Annotated in this window: 28 protein-coding genes and 1 pseudogene; 18 read left to right on the forward strand and 11 right to left on the reverse strand. The window is 73.6% G+C overall.

From position 1 onward, the window contains the following. Positions 1-1,223, reverse strand: a 1,223-nt coding sequence (locus tag ABZ342_RS45880) for a DUF222 domain-containing protein (RefSeq protein ID WP_360487489.1), incomplete at its 3' end; no start/stop codon positions are given. Positions 1,224-1,398: 175 nt separating this feature from the next. On the opposite strand from ABZ342_RS45880, the gene ligA reads away from it, so the two are divergent. Next, complete coding sequence (gene ligA / locus ABZ342_RS45885) at positions 1,399-3,390, forward strand: NAD-dependent DNA ligase LigA (protein ID WP_360487492.1); 1,992 nt, start codon at positions 1,399-1,401, stop codon at positions 3,388-3,390. A gap of 57 nt (positions 3,391-3,447) precedes the next feature. Beyond that, complete coding sequence (locus ABZ342_RS45890) at positions 3,448-3,840, forward strand: hypothetical protein (RefSeq protein ID WP_155543226.1); 393 nt, start codon at positions 3,448-3,450, stop codon at positions 3,838-3,840. Between the two features lie 3 nt (positions 3,841-3,843). Here the strand turns inward: ABZ342_RS45890 and ABZ342_RS45895 are convergent, their stop codons facing one another. Further along, the gene (locus tag ABZ342_RS45895) at positions 3,844-3,984 is read right to left on the reverse strand and encodes a hypothetical protein (protein ID WP_196425335.1); all 141 of its coding nucleotides are present in this window, start codon (positions 3,982-3,984) and stop codon (positions 3,844-3,846) included. Between the two features lie 41 nt (positions 3,985-4,025). Then, positions 4,026-4,865 (reverse strand): phytanoyl-CoA dioxygenase family protein, encoded by an 840-nt coding sequence (locus ABZ342_RS45900; RefSeq protein ID WP_360487495.1) that lies wholly within the window; start codon positions 4,863-4,865, stop codon positions 4,026-4,028. Between the two features lie 83 nt (positions 4,866-4,948). On the opposite strand from ABZ342_RS45900, the gene ABZ342_RS45905 reads away from it, so the two are divergent. Continuing rightward, on the forward strand, positions 4,949-5,920 hold the full coding sequence (locus tag ABZ342_RS45905; protein WP_360487498.1) for a LacI family DNA-binding transcriptional regulator: 972 nt from the start codon (positions 4,949-4,951) through the stop codon (positions 5,918-5,920). Here ABZ342_RS45905 and ABZ342_RS45910 read toward each other — a convergent pair. Continuing rightward, a complete protein-coding gene (locus ABZ342_RS45910) occupies positions 5,870-6,367 on the reverse strand; it encodes a hypothetical protein (protein ID WP_155543223.1) in 498 nt (165 codons plus the stop codon). The genes ABZ342_RS45905 and ABZ342_RS45910 overlap by 51 nt on opposite strands. A 132-nt stretch (positions 6,368-6,499) precedes the next feature. On the opposite strand from ABZ342_RS45910, the gene ABZ342_RS45915 reads away from it, so the two are divergent. Further along, on the forward strand, positions 6,500-7,681 hold the full coding sequence (locus ABZ342_RS45915) for a histidine kinase (protein ID WP_155543222.1): 1,182 nt from the start codon (positions 6,500-6,502) through the stop codon (positions 7,679-7,681). Positions 7,682-7,698: 17 nt separating this feature from the next. Then, positions 7,699-8,349, forward strand: coding sequence for a response regulator transcription factor (locus ABZ342_RS45920; protein WP_360487502.1), 651 nt, complete (start codon positions 7,699-7,701; stop codon positions 8,347-8,349). Here the strand turns inward: ABZ342_RS45920 and ABZ342_RS45925 are convergent. Beyond that, positions 8,230-8,790 (reverse strand): RDD family protein, encoded by a 561-nt coding sequence (locus tag ABZ342_RS45925; protein ID WP_360487505.1) that lies wholly within the window; start codon positions 8,788-8,790, stop codon positions 8,230-8,232. The genes ABZ342_RS45920 and ABZ342_RS45925 overlap by 120 nt on opposite strands. Positions 8,791-8,947: 157 nt before the next feature. On the opposite strand from ABZ342_RS45925, the gene ABZ342_RS45930 reads away from it, so the two are divergent. From ABZ342_RS45930 to ABZ342_RS45940, 3 genes are all read left to right on the forward strand, one after another. Then, positions 8,948-10,618, forward strand: coding sequence for an alpha/beta fold hydrolase (locus ABZ342_RS45930; RefSeq protein WP_360487508.1), 1,671 nt, complete (start codon positions 8,948-8,950; stop codon positions 10,616-10,618). A 93-nt stretch (positions 10,619-10,711) separates the two neighbouring features. Then, positions 10,712-11,908, forward strand: a complete 1,197-nt coding sequence (locus tag ABZ342_RS45935; protein ID WP_360487511.1) for an amidohydrolase family protein — start codon at positions 10,712-10,714, stop codon at positions 11,906-11,908. A 147-nt stretch (positions 11,909-12,055) separates the two neighbouring features. Next, entirely contained in the window at positions 12,056-14,791 is a 2,736-nt protein-coding gene (locus tag ABZ342_RS45940; RefSeq protein WP_360487514.1) for an AAA family ATPase, read from the forward strand. On the opposite strand, the gene ABZ342_RS45945 is transcribed toward ABZ342_RS45940, so the two are convergent. Next, positions 14,774-15,595 (reverse strand): alpha/beta hydrolase, encoded by an 822-nt coding sequence (locus ABZ342_RS45945; protein WP_360487517.1) that lies wholly within the window; start codon positions 15,593-15,595, stop codon positions 14,774-14,776. The genes ABZ342_RS45940 and ABZ342_RS45945 overlap by 18 nt on opposite strands. A 44-nt stretch (positions 15,596-15,639) precedes the next feature. Here ABZ342_RS45945 and ABZ342_RS45950 point away from each other — a divergent pair, with 44 nt between their 5' ends. Both ABZ342_RS45950 and ABZ342_RS45955 read left to right on the forward strand, forming a co-directional pair. Then, the gene (locus ABZ342_RS45950; protein ID WP_360487519.1) at positions 15,640-16,245 is read left to right on the forward strand and encodes a GDSL-type esterase/lipase family protein; all 606 of its coding nucleotides are present in this window, start codon (positions 15,640-15,642) and stop codon (positions 16,243-16,245) included. 10 nt (positions 16,246-16,255) lie between these two features. Next, complete coding sequence (locus ABZ342_RS45955; protein WP_360487522.1) at positions 16,256-16,678, forward strand: hypothetical protein; 423 nt, start codon at positions 16,256-16,258, stop codon at positions 16,676-16,678. On the opposite strand, the gene ABZ342_RS45960 is transcribed toward ABZ342_RS45955, so the two are convergent. After that, positions 16,672-17,808 carry an iron-containing alcohol dehydrogenase gene (locus tag ABZ342_RS45960; RefSeq protein ID WP_360487525.1) on the reverse strand — a complete coding sequence of 379 codons (1,137 nt, stop codon included), beginning with the start codon at positions 17,806-17,808 and terminating at the stop codon, positions 16,672-16,674. The genes ABZ342_RS45955 and ABZ342_RS45960 overlap by 7 nt on opposite strands. A 64-nt stretch (positions 17,809-17,872) precedes the next feature. After that, on the reverse strand, positions 17,873-18,982 hold the full coding sequence (locus ABZ342_RS45965; RefSeq protein ID WP_360487528.1) for a mandelate racemase/muconate lactonizing enzyme family protein: 1,110 nt from the start codon (positions 18,980-18,982) through the stop codon (positions 17,873-17,875). A 429-nt stretch (positions 18,983-19,411) separates the two neighbouring features. Between ABZ342_RS45965 and ABZ342_RS45970 the strand changes: the two genes are divergently transcribed. Next, the gene (locus ABZ342_RS45970) at positions 19,412-19,573 is read left to right on the forward strand and encodes a hypothetical protein (protein WP_155543212.1); all 162 of its coding nucleotides are present in this window, start codon (positions 19,412-19,414) and stop codon (positions 19,571-19,573) included. A gap of 69 nt (positions 19,574-19,642) precedes the next feature. After that, positions 19,643-20,146, forward strand: a complete 504-nt coding sequence (locus tag ABZ342_RS45975) for a hypothetical protein (RefSeq protein ID WP_360487531.1) — start codon at positions 19,643-19,645, stop codon at positions 20,144-20,146. A gap of 8 nt (positions 20,147-20,154) precedes the next feature. On the opposite strand, the gene ABZ342_RS45980 is transcribed toward ABZ342_RS45975, so the two are convergent. The 3 genes from ABZ342_RS45980 to ABZ342_RS45990 all read right to left on the reverse strand — a co-directional run bounded on the left by ABZ342_RS45980 (position 20,155) and on the right by ABZ342_RS45990 (position 21,631). Next, a complete protein-coding gene (locus tag ABZ342_RS45980; protein WP_360487534.1) occupies positions 20,155-20,448 on the reverse strand; it encodes a hypothetical protein in 294 nt (97 codons plus the stop codon). Between the two features lie 83 nt (positions 20,449-20,531). Beyond that, the gene (locus tag ABZ342_RS45985) at positions 20,532-21,008 is read right to left on the reverse strand and encodes a DinB family protein (protein ID WP_360487537.1); all 477 of its coding nucleotides are present in this window, start codon (positions 21,006-21,008) and stop codon (positions 20,532-20,534) included. Between the two features lie 20 nt (positions 21,009-21,028). Beyond that, complete coding sequence (locus tag ABZ342_RS45990) at positions 21,029-21,631, reverse strand: class I SAM-dependent methyltransferase (protein WP_360487540.1); 603 nt, start codon at positions 21,629-21,631, stop codon at positions 21,029-21,031. Positions 21,632-21,696: 65 nt separating this feature from the next. Here ABZ342_RS45990 and ABZ342_RS45995 point away from each other — a divergent pair, with 65 nt between their 5' ends. From ABZ342_RS45995 to ABZ342_RS46020, 6 genes and pseudogenes are all read left to right on the forward strand, one after another. After that, positions 21,697-22,281 carry an XRE family transcriptional regulator gene (locus ABZ342_RS45995; RefSeq protein ID WP_360487543.1) on the forward strand — a complete coding sequence of 195 codons (585 nt, stop codon included), beginning with the start codon at positions 21,697-21,699 and terminating at the stop codon, positions 22,279-22,281. Positions 22,282-22,370: 89 nt separating this feature from the next. Continuing rightward, a complete protein-coding gene (locus ABZ342_RS46000; protein ID WP_360487546.1) occupies positions 22,371-23,204 on the forward strand; it encodes a hypothetical protein in 834 nt (277 codons plus the stop codon). 118 nt (positions 23,205-23,322) lie between these two features. Continuing rightward, a complete protein-coding gene (locus tag ABZ342_RS46005; RefSeq protein WP_360487549.1) occupies positions 23,323-24,228 on the forward strand; it encodes an ATP-binding cassette domain-containing protein in 906 nt (301 codons plus the stop codon). Next, positions 24,225-24,986: an ABC transporter permease gene (locus ABZ342_RS46010; RefSeq protein ID WP_360487552.1), complete on the forward strand. Its 762-nt coding sequence runs from the start codon at positions 24,225-24,227 to the stop codon at positions 24,984-24,986. The genes ABZ342_RS46005 and ABZ342_RS46010 overlap by 4 nt, the downstream gene beginning before the upstream one ends. Further along, complete coding sequence (locus ABZ342_RS46015; protein ID WP_360487555.1) at positions 24,986-26,032, forward strand: hypothetical protein; 1,047 nt, start codon at positions 24,986-24,988, stop codon at positions 26,030-26,032. The genes ABZ342_RS46010 and ABZ342_RS46015 overlap by 1 nt, the downstream gene beginning before the upstream one ends. Continuing rightward, positions 26,020-26,243 (forward strand): annotated as a pseudogene (locus tag ABZ342_RS46020) (hypothetical protein); the annotation flags it as partial. The gene ABZ342_RS46015 and the pseudogene ABZ342_RS46020, both read left to right, overlap by 13 nt.

The following is a 26,243-nucleotide window of genomic DNA, read 5'->3' on the forward strand; positions in this document are numbered from 1 at the left end:
CGGCGTTTGTCCAGAAACGCCGGTGGCAGGAACTCGGGCAACCCGTCGGCGGCGATGCGGACCTGCCAACCGGAGCGGTGGAGGAGTCGGTGGTGGTGGGCGCACATCAGGACCAGGTTGCCCAGCTCGGTCGGACCGCCATCAGCCCAATGCCGGATGTGGTGGCCCTGGCAGTGCCGGGGTGGGCGGTGGCAGCCAGGGAAGGCGCAGCCGCGGTCGCGCAGGTAGAGCGCGCGGCGGATTCCCGGCGGGACCAGGCGGCGCTGGCGGCCGAGGTCGAGAGGTTCGCTCTTGGCGCCCAGGACGGCTGGGATGAGCATGCAGTCGCAGGCGTGGATCCGGGCCTCGGCCGCGGAGATCGTGCCAAGGTCGCCGAGGGTGGCTCGACCGGTGCGAGCCCGGGGTCGGGTTCCGGTGTCGGCGAGGATCGCTTGGCCGAGGCTGGACTTCAAGTCCTCCAACGACACCGCGACCATTACGTGCGCTCGCTCCCCGGCCTGCATCGGCAACTCCGGACAGCTCAACGCCAAGTCGATCGCGTCCGAGAAGGCGTCGCCGTAACGTTCCTGCGGCGAACGCACGTCCGCGCCTTCCTCACTACTACGGCGTTGCGCCAGAGAACCCAGCAAGGCACTGGCCCGGGTGCCGGTCTCGTCGTCAAACCGGCCTTGAAGCTCCCAGGTCCCGGTTCTTTTGCGCCGCAACGAGAGTTCGCGGCGAGGGATCACCGGTTCGGTCGTGTCAGGCTCGGCACCGTCAGGGTCAAGGTGCGCCAGAATCCGCGCACCCAACGCCGCCACCTGCTTGTGGCCAGCATCGGAGGCGAAGGACAACAAATGCTGCTCAGCGTCGTCGCGGTCCTCGAGTGGAACCTGGGCCATCACGCCGACGATCGTGTCGATCATCGGGGTGCTCAACCGGCCATCCAAGGCAGCAACCCCGGTGGCGGGAGCGACAGCGGGAACGCCGTCGAGAGTGCGACCGGAGGTGAGAGCCCGAGCACGCTTCACCACAGCCTCAGCGGCAGCCTTGGGCACATCAGCCAGATGCTCGAAAAGCCGCGCCACAGAACGATATCCGAACAGCTCCACAACCCCGCGCGACTCGATCTCCGCGAGCAGCGCACCGATCTCCGCCTCCGCAGACCGCACAACAGTGAGCAGAGCGGAGATGCGGTCGGCCAAAGCCACCGCATCCGCACGCCACACCGCTTCGCTGTCCACAAACCAAGATTACCGACGATCGCACACATGTTCATCACTCGATCAGGTGGACCCCACGACCGGCAGGACCCCGAACGGCAGGCAACCACCCCGGCCAAGCCATCTCGGGAAAACCGCCCCGACGGGCGACCCCGACGCACCGAAACTGTCGGACCCGCCCGGTAATCTCCTCCCCGTGGAAGCTCGGGAGCGCATACAGGAACTGGCCGACCGCATCGTGGTCCTCCGCGACGCGTACTACCGGGGTTCGCCGTTGGTGGCGGACGCCGAGTACGACGCTGTCGAAGACGAACTACGGGCGCTCATCGAGGCCCACCCGGACCTGACGCCGGACCCGAACCCCCTCGACCAGGTGGGCGCTCCGGCGGTGCTGCACGCCCCGATCCGGCACTCGCGGCCCATGCTCTCCCTCGAGAAAGCCACGAAACCCGAGCAGGTCGAGGCCTTCTTCGCGCGCTTCCCCGGCCAGCCGGTCGTCGTCATGCCCAAACTGGACGGTCTGTCGCTCGCCGTCGTCTACGAAGACGGCCGGTTGCGGAGAGCCGTCACCCGGGGCGATGGAACCACCGGTGACGATGTCACCAGGCTGGTGAAAGCCCTCACCGACGGCATCCCGGACCGGGTGAACGCCCCCGGCCGGGTCGAGGTGCGGGGTGAGGCCGTCATGCTGCGCTCCACCTTCGCCGCCTACAACGCCGCGCATCCCGACAAGCCGCTGATCAATCCGCGCAACGCCGCCGCCGGCACGCTGCGGGCCAAGGATCCGGCCACCGTCGCCGAACGGCGGCTGCGGTTCTTCGCCTTCGACCTCGACACCGATCCCGACAACGCCGAAACCGACCTCGGCAGCGCCCTGAACACGCTCGGTTTCACCGCCGCCGACATGCGGCGGTGCGGCGACGCGGCGAAGGCGCAAGAAGTGATCGGCGAGATCGAACGGCAGCGCAACGACCTGGACTACGACCTCGACGGCGCCGTCCTGCGGCTCGCCGACCGCACCGCCTACGCCGCCGCCGGGACCCGGTCGAGCTCGCCGCGCGGGGCGCTCGCCTTCAAGTTCGCCGCCGAGGAGAAGACCACCGTCCTGGCCGATGTCGTCTGGGACGTCGGCAAGACCGGCAAGATCGCCCCCGTCGCCTGGCTGGAACCCGTGTTCGTCGGCGGCACCACCGTCACCCGCGCGACGCTGGCCAACCAGGAGGTGATCAAGGCCCGCGGCATCAAGATCGGCGACACCGTCCTGGTCCGCCGGGCCGGGGACGTCATCCCGTTCGTGGCCGGCGTGCTCGACGCGTCGAAGCGCACCGGCGACGAGCGGGAGATCGTCCCGCCGAGCGAGTGCCCGTCGTGCGGGCAGCCGCTGACCGAGCAGGGCAACAGCCGGGAACTGTTCTGCACCAACGTCGCCTGCCCCGCCCAGACCGTGCGGCGGCTGATCCACTGGGCGTCGCGGGCCGCAGCGGACATCGACGCCATCGGCGGCGTCTGGATCGAACGGCTGGCCGAGTCCGGCGACCTCGAGCACCCGTCGGACTTCTACCGGCTGACCAAGGAACGGCTGCTGGAGTTCGACCGCATCGGCGAGGTCTCGGCCACGCGGATGATCGAGTCGATCGACGGGAGCCGGTCGGTCGGGCTGCGCCGGGCGCTGATCGGGCTCGCCATCCCGATGGCGTCCGAAGGCACCGCCGCCCGCCTCTGCCGGGCGGGGTTCGGTTCCCTGGAAGACGTCGTCGCGGCGGGCGTCGACGGGCTCGTCGCCGTCGAGGACATCGGGCCGAAGGTGGCCGCGTCGCTGATCGAGCACCTCACGCGGCTGCGGCCCGAGCTGGAACGGCTGCGGGAGCGGGGCGTGTCCTTGGACGTCCGCGAGGAGGACCTCCCGCCGGTCGTCGCGGCCGGGGCTCCGCTGGCGGGCAAGACGGTCGTGGTCACCGGCTCGATCAGCGACCCGCGCTCGGGCGAGAAGGTCCCCCGGCCGACGTTCCAGCGGCTCTGCGAAAAGGCCGGCGCGACCATCGCGTCGTCGGTCTCGGCGAGCACGGACCTGCTCATCACCGGCGCCGACGTCGGCGCCGCCAAGCTCACCAAGGCGGAGAAGCACGGCGTGACCGTCGCCGACCAGAGTGAAATCTGGCCGCAGCTGATCGAAGCCGGAATCATCTGACGCGGGGGCTCGTGAGATGCTGCGACGCGCAGCAGGCCCGAGGGAGAGGCGGAGCGGGTGACCACCTGGACCGATGTGATCAACTTTGTCCGGACGCGGTACGAGGTCCTGGAGGACACCGACGGCTGGCTCCGGTTCCGCCTGGAGGGTCCGGACGGCCGGACGCAGCAGGTGACCGTGCACCACGTGGAGGAACTGCACGACGGTGCGTGGATCGAGATCTCGTCACCGGTCGGCTGGGCCGACAAGATCGACCTGCGGAGCCTGCTCGAGCTGGCCGGCTCGTCGGCTGTCGGCGGCGCGGCCGTGGTGGACGGCGTGGCGCTGCTGAAGCACACCGTGCCGCTGGAGGACCTCAGCATCGAGCACGAGTTCGAGCGTCCGCTCAAGGCGGTCGTCGCGCGGGCCGACTCGCTCGAGCACCAGCTGACCCAGTCGGACGAGTTCTAGCTCCTAAACGTGCATCGCGAGCCACAACGCCATCCAGGCGAGGCACGCGAGCGCGCCGCCGACCCCGAACGCCAGCAGCACGCGGCGCAGACCCGCGACGACCCCGGCCCGGCCCGACATTTCGGTGATCCCTGCGTCAGTCATGCCGAAGTGTTGCCGCGCACCGGCCTCGGCAAACCTCCGGTTCAGGATTCACCCATCACCAGTCCCTCGATGGTGTGCTTCTGGGTGATCGGCTCCAGCGCGTCGACGACCGGGCAGTGCAGGTGGGCGCGCACGGACTCCGGCAGTGACGCCCAGAAGTCGTGCGTCACCGCGGTGTCGTGGCGTTCGTCGTTGCCGGCCCCCGGCGCGTCGAGGCCCAGCACCAGCACCGGCCGGGACTTCGCCGAGTGGTTCGCGGTACCGCGGTGGACGGTCAGCGCCGAGCGGATCGAGATGTCCCCCATCCGCGGGAACTTGCGCGCCGCCAGCGAGCGGTAGCGCGGGTAGGCCGAACGCGGCGGGAACATGCCGTGCTCGAACGCACTGCCGTCGTCCCAGTGGGTGCCGGGCGCGATCTCGAACGGGCCCATGTCCGGCTCGGTGTCGACGGCGGTGACGTTGACGGCGAGCGAGTTCAGCCTGCGGTGGCGGGCCGTCTCCTCGGGCATCGGGAAGTCGCGGTGCCACGGCTGGTCGACCGCGCCGGCGAGCGGGACGTCGAACCCGACCTCGACGATCCGGTACTCCGGCCCCAGCACGGCCTCGGCCACCGCGGTGATCCACGGGTGCCCGGCCAGGTCGGCGAACCCGCGCAGCTGCTCCGGGTGGATCTCCACGTAGTAGCGGTTCGGGCCGCGGCCGACGGCGCCGCCGGGCCGGGCGCGGGCCTCGGCGAACGCCGCGTCGATGTCTTCGCCGAGCCGGTGCACCCAGTCGCGCGGGAACGCGCCCGGCAGGCCGATGATGCCGTCCTCGTGCAGCCGGCCGGTCAGGGACTCGACTTCGGCAGCGGGCAGCGGTGTGGTCAGGTCAGTGGTCATTGAGCACCTCCGGGGGGTCACGACGGCGTGGCGACTTCAGTTTGCAACGTGGCATGCCACGTTGCAAGAGATAGGCTGCCGACGTGAACCCGAAGTTGCGGGACGTGGCCGACCACGCCGGGGTGTCGGTGCGAACGGTGTCCAACGTGGTCAACGGCTTCCGCTACGTGGCCCCGGCGACCCGGGAACGGGTGCAGGCGAGCATCGACGCGCTGGGCTACCGGCCGAACATGGCCGCCCGGACGCTGCGGCGCGGCCGGACCGGGCTGGTGGCCCTGGTCGTCCCGGAGATCGACTCGCCGTACTTCGCCGAGCTCGCCGCGCGGACGGTCCGGATCGCCGGACGCCGCGGCCTGACCGTGCTCATCGACCAGACCGACGGCGACGCCGAGCGGGAAAAAGAGCTGCTGCACGGCCGGCGGAGCCAGCTCGTCGACGGCGTCCTGTTCAGCCCGTGGGCCGTGGCCCCGGCGGAGCTGGCCGCCCGCACCGACACCGTCCCGCTGGTGCTGCTCGGCGAGCACGACGGCACGACCGGGGTCGACCACGTCGCGATCGACAACGTCGCCGCCGCGCGCGAGGCCACCGCGCACCTGCTGGCCACCGGCCGCCGCCGCGTCGCCGCGCTGGGCATCCAGCCGGAGTCCCTGAACGCGACCGCCCGCCAGCGCCTCGCCGGGTACCGCGAAGCGCTGGGCGACCTGCCCCGGCTGGAGGTTCCCGTCCAGCGCCTGCACCGGGCCGACGGCCACCGGGCGATGCTCGGGCTGCTCGACCGGGCCGAGCCACCCGACGCCGTCTTCTGCTTCACCGACGAACTCGCGCTGGGCGCCCTGCGCGCGGCCGCCGACCGCGGCCTGACCGTGCCGGACGACCTGGCGCTGGTCGGGTTCGACGACATCGAAGACGGCCGGTTCAGCGTCCCGGCTCTGACGACGGTGTCCCCGGACAAGAACCGCATCGCCGAACTCGCCCTGGACTGCCTGGCCACCGAACCCGGGCCGTCACGCTCGATCGTCGCCCCGCACCGGCTGGTGGTCCGGGGAACCAGCTGAGGCGTCGCGGTTCACCACGCGCAGGATGAGCCACTGGTCGAACCACGCGCCGGCCGTCGTCACGACCAGCATGACGAGGCCGAGGATCAGGTGCGTGTAGCTGTGCAGCGGCGCCGCGCTGTCGGTCAGCTTCGTCAGCCCGATCTGCAGTCCCAGCCGCAGCGCGAAGAGCACCGCGACGAGGACCAGGGCCTGCTTGCTGCGCCACACCGCGCGCAGGTACTTGCGCCGCCGGGACAGCAGCGTGAACCACAGCGTCAGGTGCACGGCCACGAGGACGAGCGGCAGGTACACGACCCACGAGTACCGGTCGCCGAACTGCAGGCTGAAGTCGTTGCTGGCCACCAGCAACCCGATGAGCACGAAGTACCAGCCCGGCAGGCCTTCGATCTTCCCGGTCCGGGTTCCGTTCTCCACTTCGGCCTCTCGCATCAGGAATCGGTTCATGCTCCGAGCCTTCCGGGAACCGCGGCGACGGCGATCAACCGGCGGTACGAGATTCCGCCGCCGTCTCGTACCCAGGTACGAACTCTCGCCGCGAGTGGAGCGTGGCGCCGCCGGGTGGGGCACCATCGGCAGATGACCTTCGCCAGCCACCCGGGCATTCCGTGGACCGGCCGCCGCGGCCCGCTGGTGGCCGAAGCGGTCGTCCTCGGCCTGCTGACGGTGCTCGACATGGTCTTCGCGTCCCGGGCCCTGCCCGGTCAGAGCGAGCTCACCACCGTCGTGGTCGAGTTCGCGCCCGGCCTCGGCCCGGTCGTGGCCCTGCTGGCCGTGCTGCGCCGCCGGTTCCCCGACCACATCGCGGGCCTGGCCACCGCCGTCTCGGGGCTTTCGCTGCTGGGCTCGGCGGTCGCGGCCGTGCTCGCGACGGCCGGAACGCGGCTCCCACCGCAGCCCGGCGCGGCCGAAGCCCTCGCGATCGCGCTGGTGGTCGGGGCCTGCTGCCACCGGCTCCCGCCCCGCGCCGCCACGATCCAGGCGGTGCTCGGCGGCTGCGCGGCCACCCTCGCCCCGATCCTGCGCTACGGCACCGGCTCCCCCGCCGCGCTCTACGCCGCCGGGGCCGCGGTGGTCTGGGGTGGCGCGCTGGCCGGCGGGCTGGTCCTGCGCGACGCCGAGGTCCGCCACCGCGTGGACGTCCTCGAACTCCGGTCCGCCGAACGGCTCCGGCTGGCTCGCGAGCTGCACGACCTCGTCGCCCACCAGATCACCGGCATCGTCGTGCGCGTCCAGGCCGCGCACCGCGTCGCCGAGCGTTCCGGAGGCGACACCGCGACCTTCGCCGAGCTCGAAACCGCCGGTGCGACAGCGCTTTCCGCGATGCGCCGGCTCGTCGGCGCGCTGCGGACCGGCGACGAAGACCTCTTCGTGCCTCCCGCGGATCTGGCGACGGCCGTGGACCGGGCGGTCCCCGACGACGACCGAATCCAGCTCGACGTCAGCCCGGACCTCGCGACGCTGGCCGTCGCGCCGGAGGTCGTGACCACCGCGCACCGGCTGCTCACCGAGTCGCTCACGAACGTCCGCCGGCACGCGCCGGACGCCGTCGAGGTCCGGGTGCTCGTCCACCACGAACCCCGCGGCGAGCTGCGGGTCGAGGTGGTCAACGACGGTGCCGCCCGGCCCGCCCGGCGGGGTGGCTACGGCCTGCTCGGGATGGCGGAACGGGTCGCGGCGGTGGGCGGTACGGTGCACGCGGGACCGGCGGAGGGCCGGCGCTGGCGCGTCGTCGCGCGGCTGCCGCTCGAACCCGGCTGAGGCGAGGGGAGACCGGGGTGCCGACGCGAGTGCTGATCGCCGACGACCAGGCGATGGTCCGCGCGGGGTTCCGGCTGATCCTCGAAGGCGAGCCGGACATCGAGGTCGTCGGCGAAGCCGCCGACGGCGACCAGGCGGTGCGACTGGCCCGCGAACTGCGCCCGGACGTCACGCTGATGGACATCCGGATGCCCGGCGTGGACGGGCTGCGCGCCACCGAACTGCTGGCCGGCACGGGAGTCGCGGACCCCCTGCACGTCGTGATGGTCACAACGTTCGGGCTGGACGAGAACGTGCACGCCGCCCTGCGCGCCGGCGCCTGCGGGTTCCTGCTCAAGGACGCCGGGCCGAACCTGCTGATCGAAGCCGTGCACGCGGCCGCCCACGGCGAGGCCCTCGTCTCCCCCGCGATCACCACGCGGCTCTTGGAGCACTACGCGCGCCGTGATTCCCGGACCGCGCCCGAGCCCGCGAGCCCGCTCACCCCCCGGGAAACGGACGTCGTGAAGGCCGTCGCCCGGGGCGAGACGAACGACGAGATCTGCCGCTCACTGGTGGTTTCGCTGCCGACGGTCAAGACCCACATCGGCGCGGTCAAGCGCAAGCTGAACGCCCGCAACCGCACCGAGATCGCCATCTGGGCCTGGGAAAGCGGCCTGATCCGCTGATCGCGGTACGCGCACGACGACCGTGCGCGCCACGACGTCGCCGAACCGCTGGCGGCGCCGCGTCACCAGCATCACGACGATGCCGATCAGTCCCCACGCGAACCCGTCGACCAGCATCAGCAGCTGCCGGACCACGAACACCGACAGCGGCGGGTGCGCGCCGTCGAGCGTGACGACCCGCAGGCGCAGCCAGCGCATCGCCGGCGTCTGCCCGCCGTGCCGGTAGGGCCACCACACGGTCACGAACAGCAGGCCGAGAAAGTCCAGCGCCAGCATCGTGTAGAGGACGACCTCCAGGAACGTCAGCAGCCCCGGGCCGTGCGGGTGGAACAGCCAGACCACCGCGATCGCCAGCAGCAGCATGGGCACGAAGACGAGCAGTTCGTCCAGCAGGAACTGCGCCACGCGGCGCCCGACGACACCGAGTCCCGGACGGGTCATGAGCCCATGATCCCGATCCCGGCGGCCGGGCGCGCGCTGAGCCGTCTCATACCCGGGGCCGAGCCGGGGGCCGCGACTTCGTCCTCCGGGCTGATCACCGGCGACCGCGGCCGGGCCAGGCTCGGGCGCACCCCACCTCGCGACGGAAGGACACCCGGTGCGCATCTCCCGGACAGGACTGGCGGCCGCGACGGCGGCCCTCTTCGCGGCCTCGGTGCCCGCCGCGGCCGCGGACCCGCTCACGCCGTACACGACGCAACAGCTCCAGTGGGGCGACTGCCCGTTCAAGCCGGCCGCCGACGACGCGCCCACGCAGTGCGCGCTCGTCACCGTCCCGCGCGACTGGGCCGATCCGGCCTCGGGCACCGACCTGCGGGTGTCGATCAGCCGCGCCGCCGCGACCGGCGAACGGCGCGGCGCGATCCTGCTCAACCCGGGCGGGCCGGGCGGTCAGGGCTCGCCGCTGGCCGGGGCGTTCGCCACGCTCGAGCCGTCGGTGCACCAGCTCTACGACTTCGTGGGCATGGACCCGCGCGGCACCGGCCACGCGGGCACCGACGACCACGGCTTCCAGTGCCAGGTCCCGACCGGGCGCCTGCCGCAGGGCACCCTCGACGCCCGCGACCGCTCGGCGGCGAGCGTCGCCGCGCACCAGCAGCTCCCGCGGGCCACCGCCGAGGCGTGCCAGAGCGACGCGGTCGCGCCCTTCGTCACCACCTGGCAGACCGCGCACGACATGGACCTGATCCGCACGCTGCTGGGCGACGAAAAGCTGAACTACCTCGGCTACTCCTACGGCACGTGGCTCGGCGCGAAGTACGCGTCGCTGTTCCCGGAGCACACCGGCAAGACCGTGCTCGACTCCAGCGTGAACTTCCAAGGGCGGCTGCAGGCCGACTTCGAGGCGTTCCCGGTGATCGACCAGCGGCAGTTCGACGACGTCTACGTGCCGTGGCTGGCCCGGAACTTCGCGGACCAGCTGGGTGGGACGGCCGCGGAGGTCAAGGCGAAGTGGGAGCGCGTCCGCGCCTACTACGGCGGCCACGGCCTCTCCCCCGACACGTTCGACGGCATCTTCGTCGGCAACGGCAGCGAGATCCAGTGGCTGCTCGGCGCGCTGGTCTTCCTCCAGGGCGCGGCGGCGCTCGACGGGACGTCCGCCGCTCCCCCGGCCAAGCTGGCGGACGCGATGGACGCGGTGTCGCGCAAAGCGTTCGGCGTCCCGGCGGCGGCGCTGACGCCGGAGCGGGTGGCCGCCGCGACGCCCGACTACACGCCGCGTCCCGGCACCCGGTTCGCCGTCGCGTGCGGAGACCAGCCGACGCGGTCGGCGGCCTGGTACCGGGGGCTCAGCGACCGGCAGGGGCCGCGGTACCCGCTCTTCGGCTGGGCGTACGGACTCGGTGAGACCTGCGGCTTCTGGTCGGACGAGCCGCGGCACGAGCTGCCGGACCTCCCGGCGTCCGTGGCGGCGGACATCCTGGTGGTGCAAGGAGAATTCGACCCGCAGACGGGGTACGAGCAGGCGTCCGCGGCCGTGCGGTCGGCCGGGGTCCCGCTGGTGTCGGTGGACGACTCGCCGTTCCACGGTCAGTACGCGCTGGCGGGCAACCCGTGCGTCGACGGTCTCGTGAACGTGTTCCTCACCAAGAACTCCCGGCCCGGCAGCACGACCTGCCCGGGCGTCCCGCTGATCGGCGAGGACGAGGTGTACCCGGTCGCCGGGCCGGTGCGGAGCGTGTCCCCGTCCGTCCGGACGCGACTGTCCGACGACGCGGCGGCGTCGCGCGGCCGGATCCGCGACGAGGTCAGCGCGATGAACCGCTGACGTCACGCCCGGCCGGCTCGGCACCGATCTCCGTACCGCGCCTCCGTACTTGCCCCGACGTGCGGACCGCGGAACCGGGTGATCGTGGTCCGCATGACGAAACACCTTGTGGTGACCGAGCGGCGCAGGCTCACCGCCATCCGGGCGGCTCGGTTGTTCGACGGCGTGGGCTCGGCGTTCGTCGCCGACCCGCTGGTGGTGCTCGACGGCGCCACGATCCTGGGCGTCGAGTCCGGGGGAACCGCACCCGTCGGGGCCGAGGTCGTGGACCTCGCCGGGACGACGTTGCTGCCCGGCCTGGTCGACACGCACGTCCACCTGGCCTTCGACGCCAGTACCGATCCGGTCGCCCGGCTCGGCGCGCGGGACGACGAGCAGGCGGTCGCCGCGATGGCCGAAGCCGGGCGGGCGTCGCTGCGGGCCGGGGTCACCACCGTGCGCGACCTCGGGGACCGCGGCTACCTCTCCCTCGCCCTCAAGGACCGCGCGGACCAGCCGACACTCGTCGCCGCCGGGCCGCCGATCACCAGTCCCGGCGGGCACTGCCACTTCCTCGGCGGAGTCGCGGACGCGAGCGAGGCCGGGGTGCGGGCGGCGGTGCGCGAGCACGTCGAGCGCGGGGCCGACGTCGTCAAGATCATGGCCAGCGGCGGGACGATGACGCCGGGCACGCGGCAGGAATGCGCGCAGTTCGGCCGGGACGTCCTGCGCGCCGCCGTCGACGAAGCACACCGGCACGGGCTGCCGGTCACCGCGCACGCCCACGGCACCTCGGCCATCGCCGACGCCCTCGCCGCCGGCGTGGACGGCATGGAACACGTGACGTTCTGGTCCGCCACCGGCGTCGACCACTCCGAGGAGCTGCTGCGCGCCGTCGTGGACCAGGGCGTCGCCGTCGGCGCCACACTCGGCATGGTGCCGGTCGAAGGGCTGGTGCCGCCCGAGGAGATCGTCCGGCGCATGCCGGGCGTCGTCGCGAACTACCGGCGCCTGCACGAGCTGGGCGCGCGGGTCGTCGCCGGCACCGACGCCGGGATCGCGCCCGTGAAGCCGCACGGCGTGCTGGCGTGGGCGCCGCCGATGCTGCGTCAGGTCGGCCTGTCGCCGGCCGACACGCTGCGGGCGATCACCTCGGTCGCGGCGGGCGTGTGCGGGCTGGCGCACCGCAAGGGCCGCGTGGCGCCGGGCTTCGACGCCGACCTGCTGGCCGTCGACGGCGATCCGCTGGCCGACCCGGGGGCGCTGCTGCGGGTCCGTGCGGTGTGCGCGCGAGGGCGGTGGATCGCATGAAGAAGTTTCTGAAAGCCCTGGTCGCGGGCCTGGCGCGGGCCGCGTGGTTCCCGGCGCCGCTGTGGCCGGCCGGGCCGAAGTCCCGGTGGCCCGGCGAGCCGCGGTGAACCGGGCTCGATGAGCGCGAGCGCCGTATCGTTACCGCTCATGGAGCGGGGCTTCGTCGGCCGGACCGGCGAGCTGGACCTGCTGCGCGCCGGTCTCGAGGAAGCGCGGGCCGGGCGCGGCGGGCTGGTGCTCGTCGTCGGCGAGCCGGGCATCGGCAAGACCAGCCTGGCCCGCGAGCTGGCCCGCGACGCCGAGCGGGCGGGCGTCCCGGTCGGCTGGGGACGCGCGAGCGACGACGAGGGCAGCCCGCCCTACTGGGTCTTCCGGCAGCTCGTCCGCTCGCTGGACCGGCCGTTCCCGACCGGGGGCGCGGACGGCTCGGCCGAGGCGCGGTTCGCCGCCTTCGAAGCCTTCGCCGACGCGCTGCGCGAAGCGGCCGCACCGCACGGCCTGCTCGCGGTGCTCGACGACCTGCAGTGGGCCGACGCGGCGTCGCTCGCCCTGCTCGTCCACCTGGCCCGTGACCTCGACCGCGCGCCGGTGCTGTTCGTGGTGACCTACCGCGACACCGAAGCGACCGGCCGGGCGGCCCTCACCGCAGCGCTGGCGGCGCTGGCCCGCGAGCCGGTCCTGACCCGGATCCGGCTGGCCGGGCTGAGCGAGGCCGAGGTCGTCGAGCAGCTCGGCCGCGGCGGCGTCTCCCCCGAGGTCGCGACGCTCGTCAGCCGCCGCTCCGGGGGCAACCCGTTCTTCGTGAGCGAGCTGGCCCGGCTGGCCGGCACCGCCGGGGACGCGCTGCCGGACGGGGTCGTGGACACGGTCCGGGCGCGGCTGGCCAAGCTGGGCGAGCCGTGCCGCGCGCTCGTCGCGACCGCGGCCGTGCTCGGCCGCGACGTCGACCCCGCCGCGCTCGCCGACGTCCTGGACCGGACGGCGGCCGACGTCCTGACCGACCTCGACGAGGCCGCGGAAGCCGGCATCGTGACCGCGCGGGGCTTCCGGCACGACCTGATCCGGGAGTCCGCGGCGGCCGGGCTGCCGACGGCGGCGCGGCTCACCGCGCACGCCCGGATGGCGGCGTGGCTCGAGCGGCGGGACCCGTCCCGGACGTCGAAGATCGCCCACCACTGGCTGGAGTCCCTGCCGGTCGGGGACGCCGCGCGCGCCGCGCTGTGGGCCGAGCGGGCCGCCGACCAGGCCTTGGCGCAGCTCGCCTGGGAACGGGCGGCCGAGCTCTACCGGCGCGCGCTCGACGCGGCGCCCGCCTCCGCCGCCGACCGGGCGCGGCTGCGCCTGCGGGAGGGGATCGCCCACCTGCGCGGCGGCGAGATCGAGCGCGGCTCCCGCGTGCTGGAAGCCGCCGCCGACGCGGCTCGCGAAGCCGGGGACCCCGCCGTGCTCGGCGGGACGGCGCTGGCCATGGAAGGGCTGTCGGACCCGTGGGGCAGCTTCAACGGCGTCAAGGTCGCGCGGGAGGCCCTGGCCGGGCTCCCGCCCGGGGACGATCCGCTGCGCGCCCGGCTGCTCGCCCTGCAGGCGGGCGAAGCCGGGTTCCTCGGCGGCGACGAGGCCGAAACGGCGTCCGCCGAAGCACTGGCGATCGCCGAACGGCTCGGCGACCCCGACGTCCTCCGCTCGGCGTTGCGCGCCCGGCAGATGGTGCGTTCCTCGCCCGAGGGCGTGCACGAACGGCTCTCCCTCGCCCACCGCATGATCGCCCTCGGTGAGGAGAGCGACGACGCGGATGTCCAGCTGTGGGGCCGGTTGTGGCGGGTCGACGCGCTGCTCATGCTCGGCGGGCTCGGGGAGGCCGAGCAGGAGCTCGGCGCCCTGCGCGTACTCGCCGAACGTCTCCGCCGCCCGCTCGCGCGGTGGCACCACCTGCGCAGCTCCGCCACGCTCGCCGTCGCACGCGGGCAGTTCGACGACGCCGTCGATGCGGTCCAGCAGACCTTCGCGCTCGTCGCCGACCGCGCGCACATGTCGCTGCAGGGCGTGCCGATCACCGTGCTGGCGTCGATCGCCGGGCTCACCGGGCGGAGCGGCCTGGTGACGCCGGAGATGGAGCGCATCTTCGCCGAGAACGCCCCGCCGTTCGTCGCGCTGCTGCACGCCGCGTGGCTGCTGCACGCCGGCGACCGGGACCAGGCCGGCGAGCTCTACCGCCGGGCTCGCGTGTCCGAGCCGGTGCCGGTGCCCGCGACGCTGCCCGTGGCCGCCGCCGCCGTGGAGCTGGGCGCGGAGTTCGGGCCGCCCGACGCCGTCGAGCGGGCGGCGGCGATCCTGCGGCCGCACGCCGGGCTGTTCGTGACCGGCGGCGCGGGCTCGATCCTCGTCACCGGTTCGGTCCGCCGCTACCTCGGGCTCGCGGCCGCGGCCGCCGGCCGGCTCGACGAAGCGGTCCGGGAGTTCAAGCTCGCCGTCGCGGCCAACGACGACGCCGGCACGCCGCCCTACGCCGCGCTGGCTCGTTTCGGGCTGGCCAAGGTGCTGGCGCGGCGCGCTCGTCCAGGGGATGTCGACGAAGCTCTCGCCCTCCTCGCCTCGGTTTCGGCCACGGCCGACCGGCTCGGGATGGCCCCGCTGCACCACGAGGCCGGCGCCCTCGCCGTCGCACTGCGCGGGGACACCCCGGGCCCGCTGACCCGCCGCGAACGGGAAGTCGCCGCGCACGTCGCCGACGGCCTGACGAACAAGCAGATCGCCGCCCTGCTGCACATTTCCGAGCGGACGGCGGAAAGCCACGTGCAGCACATCCTCACCAAGCTCGGCTTCACCAACCGCGCCCAGGTCGCGACCTGGGTGACGGCCGCCGGGTCAGCGCGGCACCAGTGACAGCACGGCGTCGACGAGTTCGCGCCCTTCGAGCAGCACCGGGTCGTTGTGGTCGGCGCCGGGGACCTCGACCAGCCGCGCCGACGCCGCGGCGGCCACCTCCCGGCTCTGGGCCGGCGGGACGATGGAGTCGCGGCCGCCCAGGACCACCACCGTGGGGACGCGCAGGCGCGCGACCTCGTCCCGGACCGGGAACCGGTCGCGCAGCAGCAGCCGCACCGGCAGGAACGGGTAGATTTCGGCGCCCACGGCGGCGAGGTCCGTGAACGGCGAGCGCAGGAGCAGCGCGGCCGGCGGGTGGTCGAGGGCCAGTTCGGCGACCACGGCGCAGCCGAGGCTTTCGCCATGGAAAAGGAGCCGCTCCGGCGGCACGCGCCGGTCTTCGACGAGGTAGCGGTAGGCCGCGCGGACGTCGAGGGCCAGCCCGTCTTCGTCGGGGTCGCCCGCGTTGCCGCCGTAGCCCCGGTAGTCGAACATCAGCACCGCGAGGCCGGCTTGCGCGAGCTTCGCGGCCAGTGGCGCGCGACCGGCCCGGTTGCCGCCGTTGCCGTTGGCCACGAGCACGGTCGCCTTCGGGGCCGATCCCGCGGGTCCGACGAACCACGCGCCCAGCTCCAGGCCGTCGGCGGTGCGCAGTCGGACGTCCTCGGCGCCGGGCAGCACGGTGCCGGCGGCGGGCACGGGCGTGGTGTCCGGCTGGTAGATCAGGCGGCGCTGGAAGAGCCAGACGAGCGCGAGCACCAGCACGACGACCAGCACCAGCCCGAGCAGCACCCGCACGACCACGGTCCTAGTCAAGCGCACCCACCCGGGGAAACAACGGCGCCGCCCGGACGTTGTAGCAGTCGATGAGCATTCTCCGATTCTGCGTCCTCGGCGACTCCCTGGCGGCCGGCGTCGGCAGCACGCGCGCCGAAGACACCCTGGGGCAGCGCCTCACCCGGCAGCTGCGCGCGGCGGGCCACGCCGTGGACCTGCACGGCTACGGCGTGCCCGGCGCCCGGTCCGACGACCTCGAACGCCAGGTCGGCGTCGCCCTCCGCGACGGCGTGGACCTGGCGTTGATCGTGATCGGCGCGAACGACCTCGCGCGGCTCGTCCCCCCGGCGGTCGCCGCCGGGCAACTGCACGACGCGGTGGCCCGGCTGGTCCGCGCCGGCGCGCGCGTCATCGTGGTCCCGGCGCCGGACCTGGGGATCGTCTCGCGGATACCGGGGGCGTACCGGGGCCTGGTTTCGGCGGCGAGTGGTCAGTACGCACAGGCGCAGGCCGAGGCGGCCATCCGGGCGGGCGGCGCGGTCGCGGCTCCCGGACCCCAGCTCTCCGCCCGCTTCGCCGCGGATCCCGCGCTGTTCTCGGCCGACCGGTTCCACCCGTCGTCCGCCGGGTACGGGGTGATCGCGGACGCGCTGGCACCCCACGTGCTGGCCGTGGCGGCCGATCTCGCCGCGTAACCTCGGGCGCATGACCGCGCTCCCGGCCAGTCCGGTTCTCGTCCGCACCTGGTTCGGCGACGACGGCGCCTGGGCCGCCCTGGCCGAGGAGGTCCGGACGCCGAGCGAAGACGGCTTCCTGGCCGACGTCACCCTGCTGGACGACCCGGCGTTCGCCGGCCTGGACGCGGAAGCGTTGCGGGAGAAGCAAACCACCGGGCCGATCGTCTCCTTCCTCGCCGACGAGACGACCCTCACCAGTCCCGAGCACCCCGTGCTCGCCGTCCGGGTGCTCCCGCGCCGAGACGGCGACCAGCGCGACTTCGCGCCGTTCCGGGTGGTGCCCGCCGAGCTGTGGAGCGTGGAGAACAACCTCAACCTGGCGAACCTGGACTGGGCGGACTTCACCCGCTCGGCCGGCGCGGACGGCGTCTTCCGCGGCTTCGGTCAGTAGACCTCCCGCAGCAGCTCCACCACCGCGGCCGCCGACGGCAGCCGCGGCGCGTTCTTGGTGACGGCGTCCGCGACCGCGTCCGCCGCCAGCGCCGGGAGGTCGTCACGGCTCACGCCGAGGTCGCGCAGCGGGCGCTTGATCTCGATCGCCCCCGAAATCTCCCGGACCGCCTCGATCGCCGCGCCCGGCCAGTCCGGCGAAGGCGGCAGGTGCAGGGCGCGGGCCGTCGCTTCGTACGCCGAAGCCGCGGCCGGGGCGCTGAACGCCATCACCTCCTCCAGCACCGCCGCCAGCGCGACGCCGTGCGGGGTGCCCGTGTGCGCGGTCAGCGCGTGCCCGATCCCGTGGACCAGCCCGAGCCCGGACAACGTCAGCGCGTGCCCGGCCAGGTGCGCGCCGAGCATCAGCCCGGACCGCGCCTCCAGGTCCCCGCCGTCGCGGTAGGCCACCGGGAGCCAGCGCCCGACCAGGCTCACCGCTTGCGTCGCGTACGCCTCGGAAAACGGCGTCGACCCGCGCGAGGCCAGCGACTCGATGCCGTGGACCAATGCGTCCAGACCGGTCGCGGCGGTGACGCGCGCGGGCAGGCCGAGCGTGAGCTCCGGGTCCAGGACGGCGATCCGCGGCTTCACCGACGAGTGTCCGATGTAGACCTTCCGGCGGGCGCACCGGTCCTCGGTGACGCCGAACCCGTTGGTCTCGGCGCCGGTGCCGGCGGTGGTGGGCACCGCGATCAGGGGCAGGCCGTCACCCGCGTCCCACAGCCGGTACGCGTCCGCGGCGGCCGCGCCCGGGTTGCCGGCGAGCAGGGAGATGCCCTTCGCCGCGTCCAGCGCCGACCCGCCGCCGAGCGCGACCACGGCCGCGACGCCGAACTCGCGCAGGCGGGCGGCCCCGCGGTCGAGCTCCGCCGTCGACGGGTTCGGGCCGACGTCCTCGTGGACGGCGTGCTCGATCCCGGCCGCGGCCAGGATCTTCTCGACGCGCCCGACGATCCCGGTGGCCCGCAGGCCGCGGTCGGTGACCACGAAGACCCTGGTGTGCCCCAGGGATGCGACGAATCCCGGCAGCTCGGCCAGGACGCCGGGACCGTATTCGGTGCGGCCGGTCGGTTCCACGGTCAGGCGCATGCGGTCTCCTTCGGACGGCCGGGACGGCGGCGAGACGACCGTACGCGGCCTCCGCCCCGGTGGGTCAGATCCGCCACCGGTCCACCGCCTCCTCGTCCAGTTCGATGCCCAGGCCGGGCCGCCGCGGGACCGCCAGCTCGCCGGCCGGGGTGATCATCACGGGTTCGGCGAGCATGAAGTCGCGGCGTTCGGGCGTCCAGCCCGGCGGGTCCCACGGGAACTCGAAGTACGGGCCGCCGCCGACGCCGGCCGCGACGTGCAGGTTGGCCAGCACGCCGATGCCGTTGGTCCAGCTGTGCGGGGTGAAGGCGCGGTGCTTGAGCTGCGCGAGCTCGGCCAGCGTCCGGGCGCGGTGCATGCCGACCGCGAGCACGACGTCCATCTGGTAGACGTCGAGGACGTCGTGTTCGAGGTACCGCAGCAGTTCCGGCACCGAGTGGTGCATCTCCCCCGCCGCGATCCGCGTGCCGGGGTTCTCCGCCCGGAGCGTCCGGAAACCGGCGAGATCGTGGTAGGGCAAGGGCTCCTCGACCCAGAAGACGTCCAGCTCGGCCAGCCGGCGCACCAGCTTCCGGGTCTTGGCGAGGTCGGACGCGGGGCTCGTGTCGCCCGCCATCCGCCAGGACTGGTTGAGGTCCACCATGATCTCGAAGCCGGGGCCGAGCGCGTCGCGGACGGCGGCGACCGCGGCGACGCCGTTCTCCACGCGGTCGCGGTCGATACGGATCTTCATGGCGCGGAAGCCGGCTTCGCGGGCCCGCAAGGCGGTCTCGACGCGCTCTTCGGGCGGCTTCAGCTCGGCCGAGGAGGCGTAGGCGGGCAGCTCGCGGGCGGCGTTGCCGAACAGCGTCGCCACCGGCAGGCCGGCGACCTGGCCGATGATGTCCCAGAGGGCGACTTCGAGGGGCCAGAAGCGGCCGCCGTGGAAGTTGGCCGTCTCGATGGCCTTGACGTGCCGGACGATGGCGAGGGGGTCCTCGCCGAGGAACAGGTGCTCGACCGCTTCGAAGCCGGCCATGGTGTCGCCGGAGCCGACGCCGGTGACGCCGTCGTCGGTGTGGACGCGCACGATGGTGGCATCGAAGTGGCGGCGCGGGTCCGGGTCCCAGGCCGCGCGCAGCGGCGGGTCCAGCGCGAGCCGCAGCCGGTCGAGGGTGATGGCGGTGATCTTCATCGGGCCACCACCGCCGTGCCGAGGGGGCCGATGAGCGCGGGGGACGCGAAGGTCATGGATGCTCCCGGTCGGTGGGTGGTGCGGGTGGGATCGACAGTAGGAGCGCACGGAAACGGCGGGCAAGGGACGGCGCGACATTGCTCTGGCGCCCACCGCCCGGATCCCGTGGACATTCCACGGTGGACGGTCAGCGGGTCGTGGGGGCTCCGCCGTCGACGTGCGGCGTCTGGCCGGTGAGCTTCCCGCGGAAGAACTCGCGAAGCTGGAGGTGACCCTCCGCGCGCGCACGTCCCCCGGCGGCGGGGACGGCTGATACCCCGACGGGAGGTTCCGGCGCTCCCCCGTGGACAGACTCCCCGCCGTGGCGGGCAGGTGTAGCCGCCGGGGTGACCGGGTACCTCTCCGCGCACACCCTCGGAGGGAGCTGACATGGGTATTCTCGTCGGACTGCTGGTGATCTGGGCCGTCCTCGCCGTCCTCGGCATCGTCATCAAGGGGCTCTTCTGGCTGATCATCGTCGGCGCGGTGCTGTTCGTCGCGACCGCCGTGATCGGCTTCGTCAAGCGGGAGTCCCTCGGCCGCGGGAAGTGACATCACGGTTGAACGCCGGAAACAGCCGTTCGATCTGCAGACGACCCGAAAGCGTGCTATTCGATCACTATGACCGAATCACCGAACTACCCGAACTATCCCGAATCCGCCGGTGCCGGCCAGCCGGCCGCCGTGACCGCTCGGCCCAGCACCGTCGAAGGCGCTTTCTGGGCGTTCATCGCCTCGACCGTCATCGGGCTCATCGGCGGACTGCTGATCTTCGGAAATCGTGACGCGATCACCGATGCGCTGCGCAATTCGAACAGACAAAACGGCGGCGGCCTCACCGAGACGCAGATCGACCAGGCCGTGAACATCGCGATGATCACCGCCGTCGTGATCGCCGTGGTCATCGCCGCGCTCTATCTGCTGTTCGCGTTCAAGCTGCGCGCCGGCCGGAACTGGGCGCGCATCGTGCTGACCGTGCTGACCGCCCTGCAGCTGATCTCCCTGCTGGTCGGGCAGAGCACGATCGTCGCCTACTTCGGCGTGCTCGCCGCCGCCGTCGGGGTGGTGCTTTCGTTCATGGCGCCGTCGAACGCGTACTTCGCGTCCACCAAGGCGATCCGCTAGGAACCGGGTCAGCGGCCGTCCCACGGGCGGCCGGCCAGGAGGTTGGTCACCCACCGCAGCGCGGTCTCGCAGAGAGCACCCTCGGGGCCGCGCCGGTGGGCGACCACGTCGTCGTCGCACCAGAGCATCAACGCCGTCGCGCCGCCGGCGGTCGGGGTCAGCCCGACCACCCAGCGCCGGCCGCCGAGGGCGAGGACGCGCTCCGCGGTGTTCCACCGCCCGCGCGAGCCGGTCACCGTCCACGCCGACATCCGGGCCAGCTCCGCGACCGTCCTGGCCCCCTCCTCGTTCCGGCCGTTCATCTCGCCACTGTCGCACGCCCGGACCGCCCGAGCCGGGACGTCGGGGCCGCGACCCGCTGGGCGAGCGCCGCACCCGGCGTTCCCTACCGGCCCGTGGTGCCGTCGATCAGCTCGCGCAGGATGTCGGCGTGGCCGGCGTGGCGGCCGGTCTCCTCGATCATGTGCACCAGCGCCCAGCGCATCGACGGCGGTGAGCCGCCGGGGCGGGACACCGGCTCGGTCAGGTCGGTGCACGCGTCGATGACCGCGTTGGCCTCCTCGACCGCCGCGCGGTAGCCGGCCAGCAGCTCGGCGACCGTCTCCTCGGGACGCGGGCGGAACGTGCCGGGCCAGTCGGCCGTGCGCTCGCCGAGGAACGTGAAGCGCTCGACGTGGGTCAGGTGCCGCACCAGCCCCAGCAGTGACGTGCCCGACGGCACGCCCGCCGTCCGGATCTGCGGCTCCGGCACGCCCTCGGCCTTGGCGGCCACCGCGGCGCGCAACTGGTCGAGGAACGCGCGCAGCACGTCCTTCTCTCCCGGGCCGGTACGCGGGGGCGGGGTGTCGCGTTTACGGGGCATGGCAAGTCCTCCTCGGACGGTCATCGGCGGCGGATCAGCAGCAGGTGGTCGACGACGTCGGCGACCTGCCCGCCGGGTCCGGTGGCACGACGGGACAGAGCATCCGCGCGCTCGACGGTCCATTCGCCGGCGTCGAGTTCCAGCGACAGAGCCACTTCCCGCGCGGACGGGAACCGCGCGTCCTGGTCCCACGACCACGGTGCGGCGGACCCGTGGTCGACGACCAGCAGCCGGCCGCCCGGGGACAGCGCTTCCGCGGCTTGGCGCAGCACGCGGGCGCGCGGCAGGGCGAAGGGCGTGTGCAGGTAGTGCGCCGAGACGAGGTCGAAGCGGCCCGCGGGGAACGTCGCGCCCAGGTCGTGCCGCTCGGCGGTGACCCGGTCGCCGAGCCCCAGCTCCCGGGCGCGGGCGGCCAGGCGGGCGATCGCGACGCCGGAGATGTCGGCCGCGGTCACGTGCCAGCCGCGGCGGGCGAGCCACAGCGCGTCGCCGCCGGCGCCGCTCCCCAGGTCGAGCGCCGTGCCGGGGTCGAGATCGGTCACGACCTCGGTGAGCCTGACGTTCGCGCGGGGGTCGGCCGTCGGTGTCGCGTGGTGGGCGTCCCAGAACTCGGTGGTGGTCATGGGCCCACCGTGCCCCGGGCGTGCCGAGGTGGCACGGTTTCTTGCGGTTTCGGCAAGATGGCCGGGTGACCGACGACATCGAGGACGTCCTGCAGGCCGTCGGCCCCCGGCTGCGGACCCTGCGCCGCCACCGCGGGCTCACGCTGGCCGAGGTGGCCGGCACCACCGGGATCTCGGAGAGCACGCTGTCCCGGCTGGAAAGCGGGCAGCGGCGGGCCGGCCTGGAGCTGCTGCTGCCGTTGGCGCGCGCCTACCGGGTCCCGCTCGACGACCTCGTCGGCGCGCCCCGCACCGGCGACCCGCGCGTCCACCTCACCCCGCTCCACCGCCACGGCATGACGTTCGTGCCGCTCTCGCGCCGGCCGGGCGGCATGCAGGCGTACAAGATGATCATCCCGGGCAGCGACCGGCCGCTCGAGCCGGACCACCAGACCCACGACGGTCACGAGTGGCTCTACGTGCTCCACGGGCGCCTGCGGCTGGTCCTCGGCGAGCACGACCTGGTGCTGCCCGCCGGCGAGGCCGCGGAGTTCGACACGACGCTGCCGCACTGGCTCGGGAGCGCCGACGGGCAGGCCGTCGAGCTGCTGATCCTCTTCGGGCAGCACGGCGAACGCGCGCACCTGCGCGCCCGCGCCACTCGTGACTGAACGGGTGTCATCACGGTGTCAGGCCGGTGTCAGGTCACCCGGCGAAGGTGATCACCACACACCGCAGGACACACTCGAGGGGAACCACGATGACCACCTTCACCACGCCGGAACCGATCACCGCCACGCTGACCACCGCCGGCGCCCGCGTGCGCATCGCCGCCGGCGACCGCCCGGACACCGTCGTGTGGGTCGAACCCGTCGACAGCGCGAACAAGTCGGACGTCAAGGTGGCCGAGCAGACCGAAGTCGCCTTCGCCGCCGGAGAACTGTCGATCAAGACGAACAAGCCCGGCGCCAAGAGCGGTTCGGTGGCCATCACGATCGAGCTGCCCGCCGGATCGGCGCTGGTGCTGGAGACGGCCTGGACGGACGTGCACGCCGACGGCCCGCTCGGCGCCTGCGAGCTGGACGTGGCGTCGGGACGGGTGAACCTCGGCCACGTCGCCGCGCTGCGGGGCCGCCTGTCGGCCGGCAGCGAGGTCGCGATCGACCGCGTCGCCGGGGCCGCCGAGCTCGACGGCGGCGCGGCCGGCGTCCGGATCGGCGAGGCCGGCGGTCCGCTGCGGTACCTGGGTTCGACCGGGCAGGTGTGGATCGGCCACGCCCGTTCCGACGTCGACCTCACCGGCTCCGGCGGCAGCTTCACCGTCGACCGCGCCGACGGCGGTGTCTTCGCCAAGGCCGCGAACTGCCCGATCCGGATCGGGCGCATGACCCGCGGCCGGGCGGACCTGGCCAACGCCGCCGGCGGCATCGAGGTCGGCATCGCCGAAGGCACCGCCGCGTCGGTGGACGCGGACAGCACGAAGGGCGCGGTGCGCAACTCCCTGCCGGACAACGCGGGCGAGTCCACGGACCGGGTCACGGTCCACGCCCGCACGCGCCTCGGCGACATCGTCGTCCACCCCGCGGTCGCCTGAGCCACGGGATCGATTTCCGGAGAACGACCCGGCCGGAACCACGTCCGGCCGCGGATTTCCCAGGGTTCTCCCAGAACCTCCCAGGAACCGGCCAGGCGGGCGGGCCAGGCTCGCCGCCATGACCACCATCGAAATCCGCGGCCTGACCAAGCGGTACGGCCCCGACACCGTCGTGGACGACCTGTCGTTCACCGTCACACCCGGGCAGGTGACCGGGTTCCTCGGGCCGAACGGGGCCGGCAAGTCCACGACCATGAAGATGATCCTCGGCCTCGCCGCCCCGACCCGCGGGTCCGTCACGGTCGGCGGCCGCCGCTACCGCGACCTTCCCGTGCCGCTCACCGAGGTCGGCGCCCTGCTCGACGCCGGGGCCGTCCACGGTGGCCGGAAGGCCTGCGATCACCTGCTGGCGCTCGCGGTGAGCAACGGGCTCCCGCGGCGCCGGGTCGGCGAGGTGCTCGCCCGGACCGGGCTGGAGGGCGTGGCCGGCAAGCGGGCGGGCGGGTTCTCCCTCGGCATGCGGCAGCGCCTCGGCATCGCGGCGGCGTTGCTCGGCGACCCGCGCGTGCTGATCTTCGACGAGCCGGTGAACGGGCTCGACCCCGAAGGCATCCGGTGGATCCGTGACTTCATGCGCTCCCTCGCCCGCGAAGGCCGGGCCGTGCTGGTGTCCAGCCACCTGATGAGCGAGATGGCGCAGACCGCCGACCACCTGGTCGTCATCGGGCGCGGGCGGCTCGTCGCCGACACCGCCGTGAGCGAGCTCGTGCGCGGCGAAGGCACCGTGCTCGTCCGCACGCCGGACGCCGGCTTCGCCCGGCTGCTCGTCACCGCCGGCGCCACCGTGCGCGAAGGCGTCGAGGCCTCGCTCGTCGTCTCCGGCCTGACGAGCGGCGAGATCGGCAAGCTCGCCGCCTACCACGGCGTCGCGCTCGCCGAGCTCACCCCGCAGCGCGTCTCGCTCGAAGACGCCTTCATGGAGCTGACCAAGGACAGCGTCGAGTACGAGGGAGCCTCCGCGTGACTTTCGCCCACTCGGTCCACGCGGAGTGGATCAAGCTCCGCAGCCTGCGCTCGACCTGGTACACCCTGGTGTGCCTCTTCGGGGTCGGGCTCGGCATCACCGCCCTGGCCATGAACTCCGCCGCGAAGACGTACGCCGAGGACCCGCAAGCCTGGGACCCCACCAACCGCAGCCTGACGGCGTACATCGTGGCGCAGCTGATCATCGGCGTGCTGGGCATCCTGGTCGTCACGTCCGAGCACGCCACCGGGCTCATGCAGACGTCCCTGATCGCCACGCCCCGGCGGCACCGGCTGCTGGCGGCGAAGGTCGTGGTGGCCGTCGGAGTCGCCGTGGTGGCGGGTCAGGCCCTGATGTTCGGCGCCTTCTTCCTCGGCCAGACCGTGCTGGCCGCGCAGGACCTGCCGCACGCCCGGTTCGGCGACCCGGGTGTGCTTTCCGCCGTGACGGGCGGCGGGCTCTACCTCGCGGCGATCGCGCTGCTCGCGGCCGGGCTCGGCACGCTCATGCGGGCCACCGCGGGCGCACTCGCCACGCTCGTCGGGATCGTCTTCCTGGTGCCCGCCCTCGCGGGCCTCTTCCCGTCGTGGCTGCGCGAGCTGTTCTTCTACTGGCCGACGCTCGGCGCGTCGGCGATCCTCAAGACGGTCCCCGACCCGGACTTCCCGCACCCCTGGCTGAACCTGGCCGGGATGTGCGCGGGCGTCGCGGTCGTGCTGGCCGTCGCGTTCGCGGTGTTCCGGCGCCGGGACGTCTGATGCGGGAGGTGGTCCGGGGCCTGGCCGCCGCCGTCGCCGCGCTGCTCGCGATGGCGGGGGTCGCTGCGGCCGGCCTGGCGCTGCTCGGTGCCGTCCGGTTAACCCCGGCGGTCGTGGCGCTCGCCGTGGGCGGGCCGGTGGACGTCGAAGCGGTTCCGTCCGGCGGGTTTCCGGTCGCCGTCCGGGGCGGTCTGCACGCGATCCCGCTCGGGGTTTCCCTTGCGGGCGCGGTGGTTCTGGGGTGGCTGCTGCGCCGGCGTGACGGCGAGCTGCTCGTCCGCGGCACGGTGGCCGTGCCGGCTTTCGCGGCCGGGATGGCCGGGATCGCCGCGCTGGCGAACGGAAAGCTGCCCGAAGCCACCACCGGCGGCCTGCGAGGCTGCGTCTCCGCCGGGCCGGGAATCCCGGTGCCCGGCCGGGTGGACGCCGGGTTCTCGGTCGCGGTCGGCCCCGCGGCCCTGGGTGCGGCGATCCTGGCGCTCGCCGTCGTCGGCGCGTGCTGGCTGACGACGCGATTTCCTTCCGTGGCAACGGGTTTTCGGGTGCTGCGGTGGCCGCTGTCCGTACTCGTCGTCGGAGGTACAGCCGCCGCCGGGGCGTTCGGTGGCGCCGCGGCCGCCGGCGGGGTCCTGCTCGTCCTCCCCCAGCTGGTGACCGGGGCCGTGCTGCTGGGACTCGGGGTGCCGTGGACGGTGGCCCCCGCGCTCCCCTGCGTGCCGGATTTCGGGCACTTCGCGCCCGGGCTCTGGGTGTCCGGCGCGCTCCTGCTGGTCTCCGTGCTCGTCCTCGTCGTCCGCCGCGGTCGCCCGCTGCGCCGGGCGGCGGCCGTCGGCGCGGTGGCGGGTGGCGTGGCGGTCGTCATGACGCTGCTCTCGCGCGTTTCGGCCGACGTCTCGGTGGCCGCGTTCGGCTTCTCGGTGCCGGTCCTGGACGTGCGGCTCACCGCGAACCCGCTGCTCGCGCTCGCGGCCGGCGCGCTCGCCGGGTTCGCGGGCAGCCTGCTCGCCGGCGCGATCTCCGTATCCTCGCGGGCATGGAAGCGATGAGCGCCGAACGGCTGCTGGTGGTCGACGACGAAGCCACCGTCCGCGAGCTGCTGTCGGCCGCGCTCCGGTTCGCCGGGTTCCGGGTGACGTCCGCGGCGACGGCGGGAGAAGCCGTCGGCCCGCCCCCCCCCGGGCCCCCCCCCCGGGGGGGGCTGGGGGTGAATGATCCCGCCAATGGGGGGCACACGGTAGATCCCCACACAGATCACAA

The organism is Amycolatopsis sp. NPDC005961 (genome assembly GCF_040629235.1).
Lineage (GTDB): Bacteria > Actinomycetota > Actinomycetes > Mycobacteriales > Pseudonocardiaceae > Amycolatopsis > Amycolatopsis camponoti.

Excerpts from the sequence above, each read along its gene's own strand:
- ABZ342_RS46015 (WP_360487555.1), top strand. The coding sequence starts at position 24,986 with ATGCGGGAGGTGGTCCGGGGCCTGGCCGCCGCCGTCGCCGCGCTGCTC.
- ABZ342_RS45925 (WP_360487505.1), bottom strand. The coding sequence starts at position 8,790 with ATGACCCGTCCGGGACTCGGTGTCGTCGGGCGCCGCGTGGCGCAGTTC.
- ABZ342_RS45940 (WP_360487514.1), top strand. The coding sequence starts at position 12,056 with ATGGAGCGGGGCTTCGTCGGCCGGACCGGCGAGCTGGACCTGCTGCGC.
- ABZ342_RS45955 (WP_360487522.1), top strand. The coding sequence starts at position 16,256 with ATGACCGCGCTCCCGGCCAGTCCGGTTCTCGTCCGCACCTGGTTCGGC.
- ABZ342_RS46005 (WP_360487549.1), top strand. The coding sequence starts at position 23,323 with ATGACCACCATCGAAATCCGCGGCCTGACCAAGCGGTACGGCCCCGAC.
- ABZ342_RS45950 (WP_360487519.1), top strand. The coding sequence starts at position 15,640 with ATGAGCATTCTCCGATTCTGCGTCCTCGGCGACTCCCTGGCGGCCGGC.
- ABZ342_RS45915 (WP_155543222.1), top strand. The coding sequence starts at position 6,500 with ATGACCTTCGCCAGCCACCCGGGCATTCCGTGGACCGGCCGCCGCGGC.
- ABZ342_RS45970 (WP_155543212.1), top strand. The coding sequence starts at position 19,412 with ATGGGTATTCTCGTCGGACTGCTGGTGATCTGGGCCGTCCTCGCCGTC.
- ABZ342_RS45900 (WP_360487495.1), bottom strand. The coding sequence starts at position 4,865 with ATGACCACTGACCTGACCACACCGCTGCCCGCTGCCGAAGTCGAGTCC.
- ABZ342_RS45895 (WP_196425335.1), bottom strand. The coding sequence starts at position 3,984 with ATGACTGACGCAGGGATCACCGAAATGTCGGGCCGGGCCGGGGTCGTC.
- ABZ342_RS45910 (WP_155543223.1), bottom strand. The coding sequence starts at position 6,367 with ATGAACCGATTCCTGATGCGAGAGGCCGAAGTGGAGAACGGAACCCGG.
- ABZ342_RS45985 (WP_360487537.1), bottom strand. The coding sequence starts at position 21,008 with ATGCCCCGTAAACGCGACACCCCGCCCCCGCGTACCGGCCCGGGAGAG.
- ABZ342_RS46000 (WP_360487546.1), top strand. The coding sequence starts at position 22,371 with ATGACCACCTTCACCACGCCGGAACCGATCACCGCCACGCTGACCACC.
- ABZ342_RS45990 (WP_360487540.1), bottom strand. The coding sequence starts at position 21,631 with ATGACCACCACCGAGTTCTGGGACGCCCACCACGCGACACCGACGGCC.
- ABZ342_RS45960 (WP_360487525.1), bottom strand. The coding sequence starts at position 17,808 with ATGCGCCTGACCGTGGAACCGACCGGCCGCACCGAATACGGTCCCGGC.
- ABZ342_RS45935 (WP_360487511.1), top strand. The coding sequence starts at position 10,712 with ATGACGAAACACCTTGTGGTGACCGAGCGGCGCAGGCTCACCGCCATC.
- ABZ342_RS45965 (WP_360487528.1), bottom strand. The coding sequence starts at position 18,982 with ATGAAGATCACCGCCATCACCCTCGACCGGCTGCGGCTCGCGCTGGAC.
- ABZ342_RS45975 (WP_360487531.1), top strand. The coding sequence starts at position 19,643 with ATGACCGAATCACCGAACTACCCGAACTATCCCGAATCCGCCGGTGCC.
- ABZ342_RS45980 (WP_360487534.1), bottom strand. The coding sequence starts at position 20,448 with ATGAACGGCCGGAACGAGGAGGGGGCCAGGACGGTCGCGGAGCTGGCC.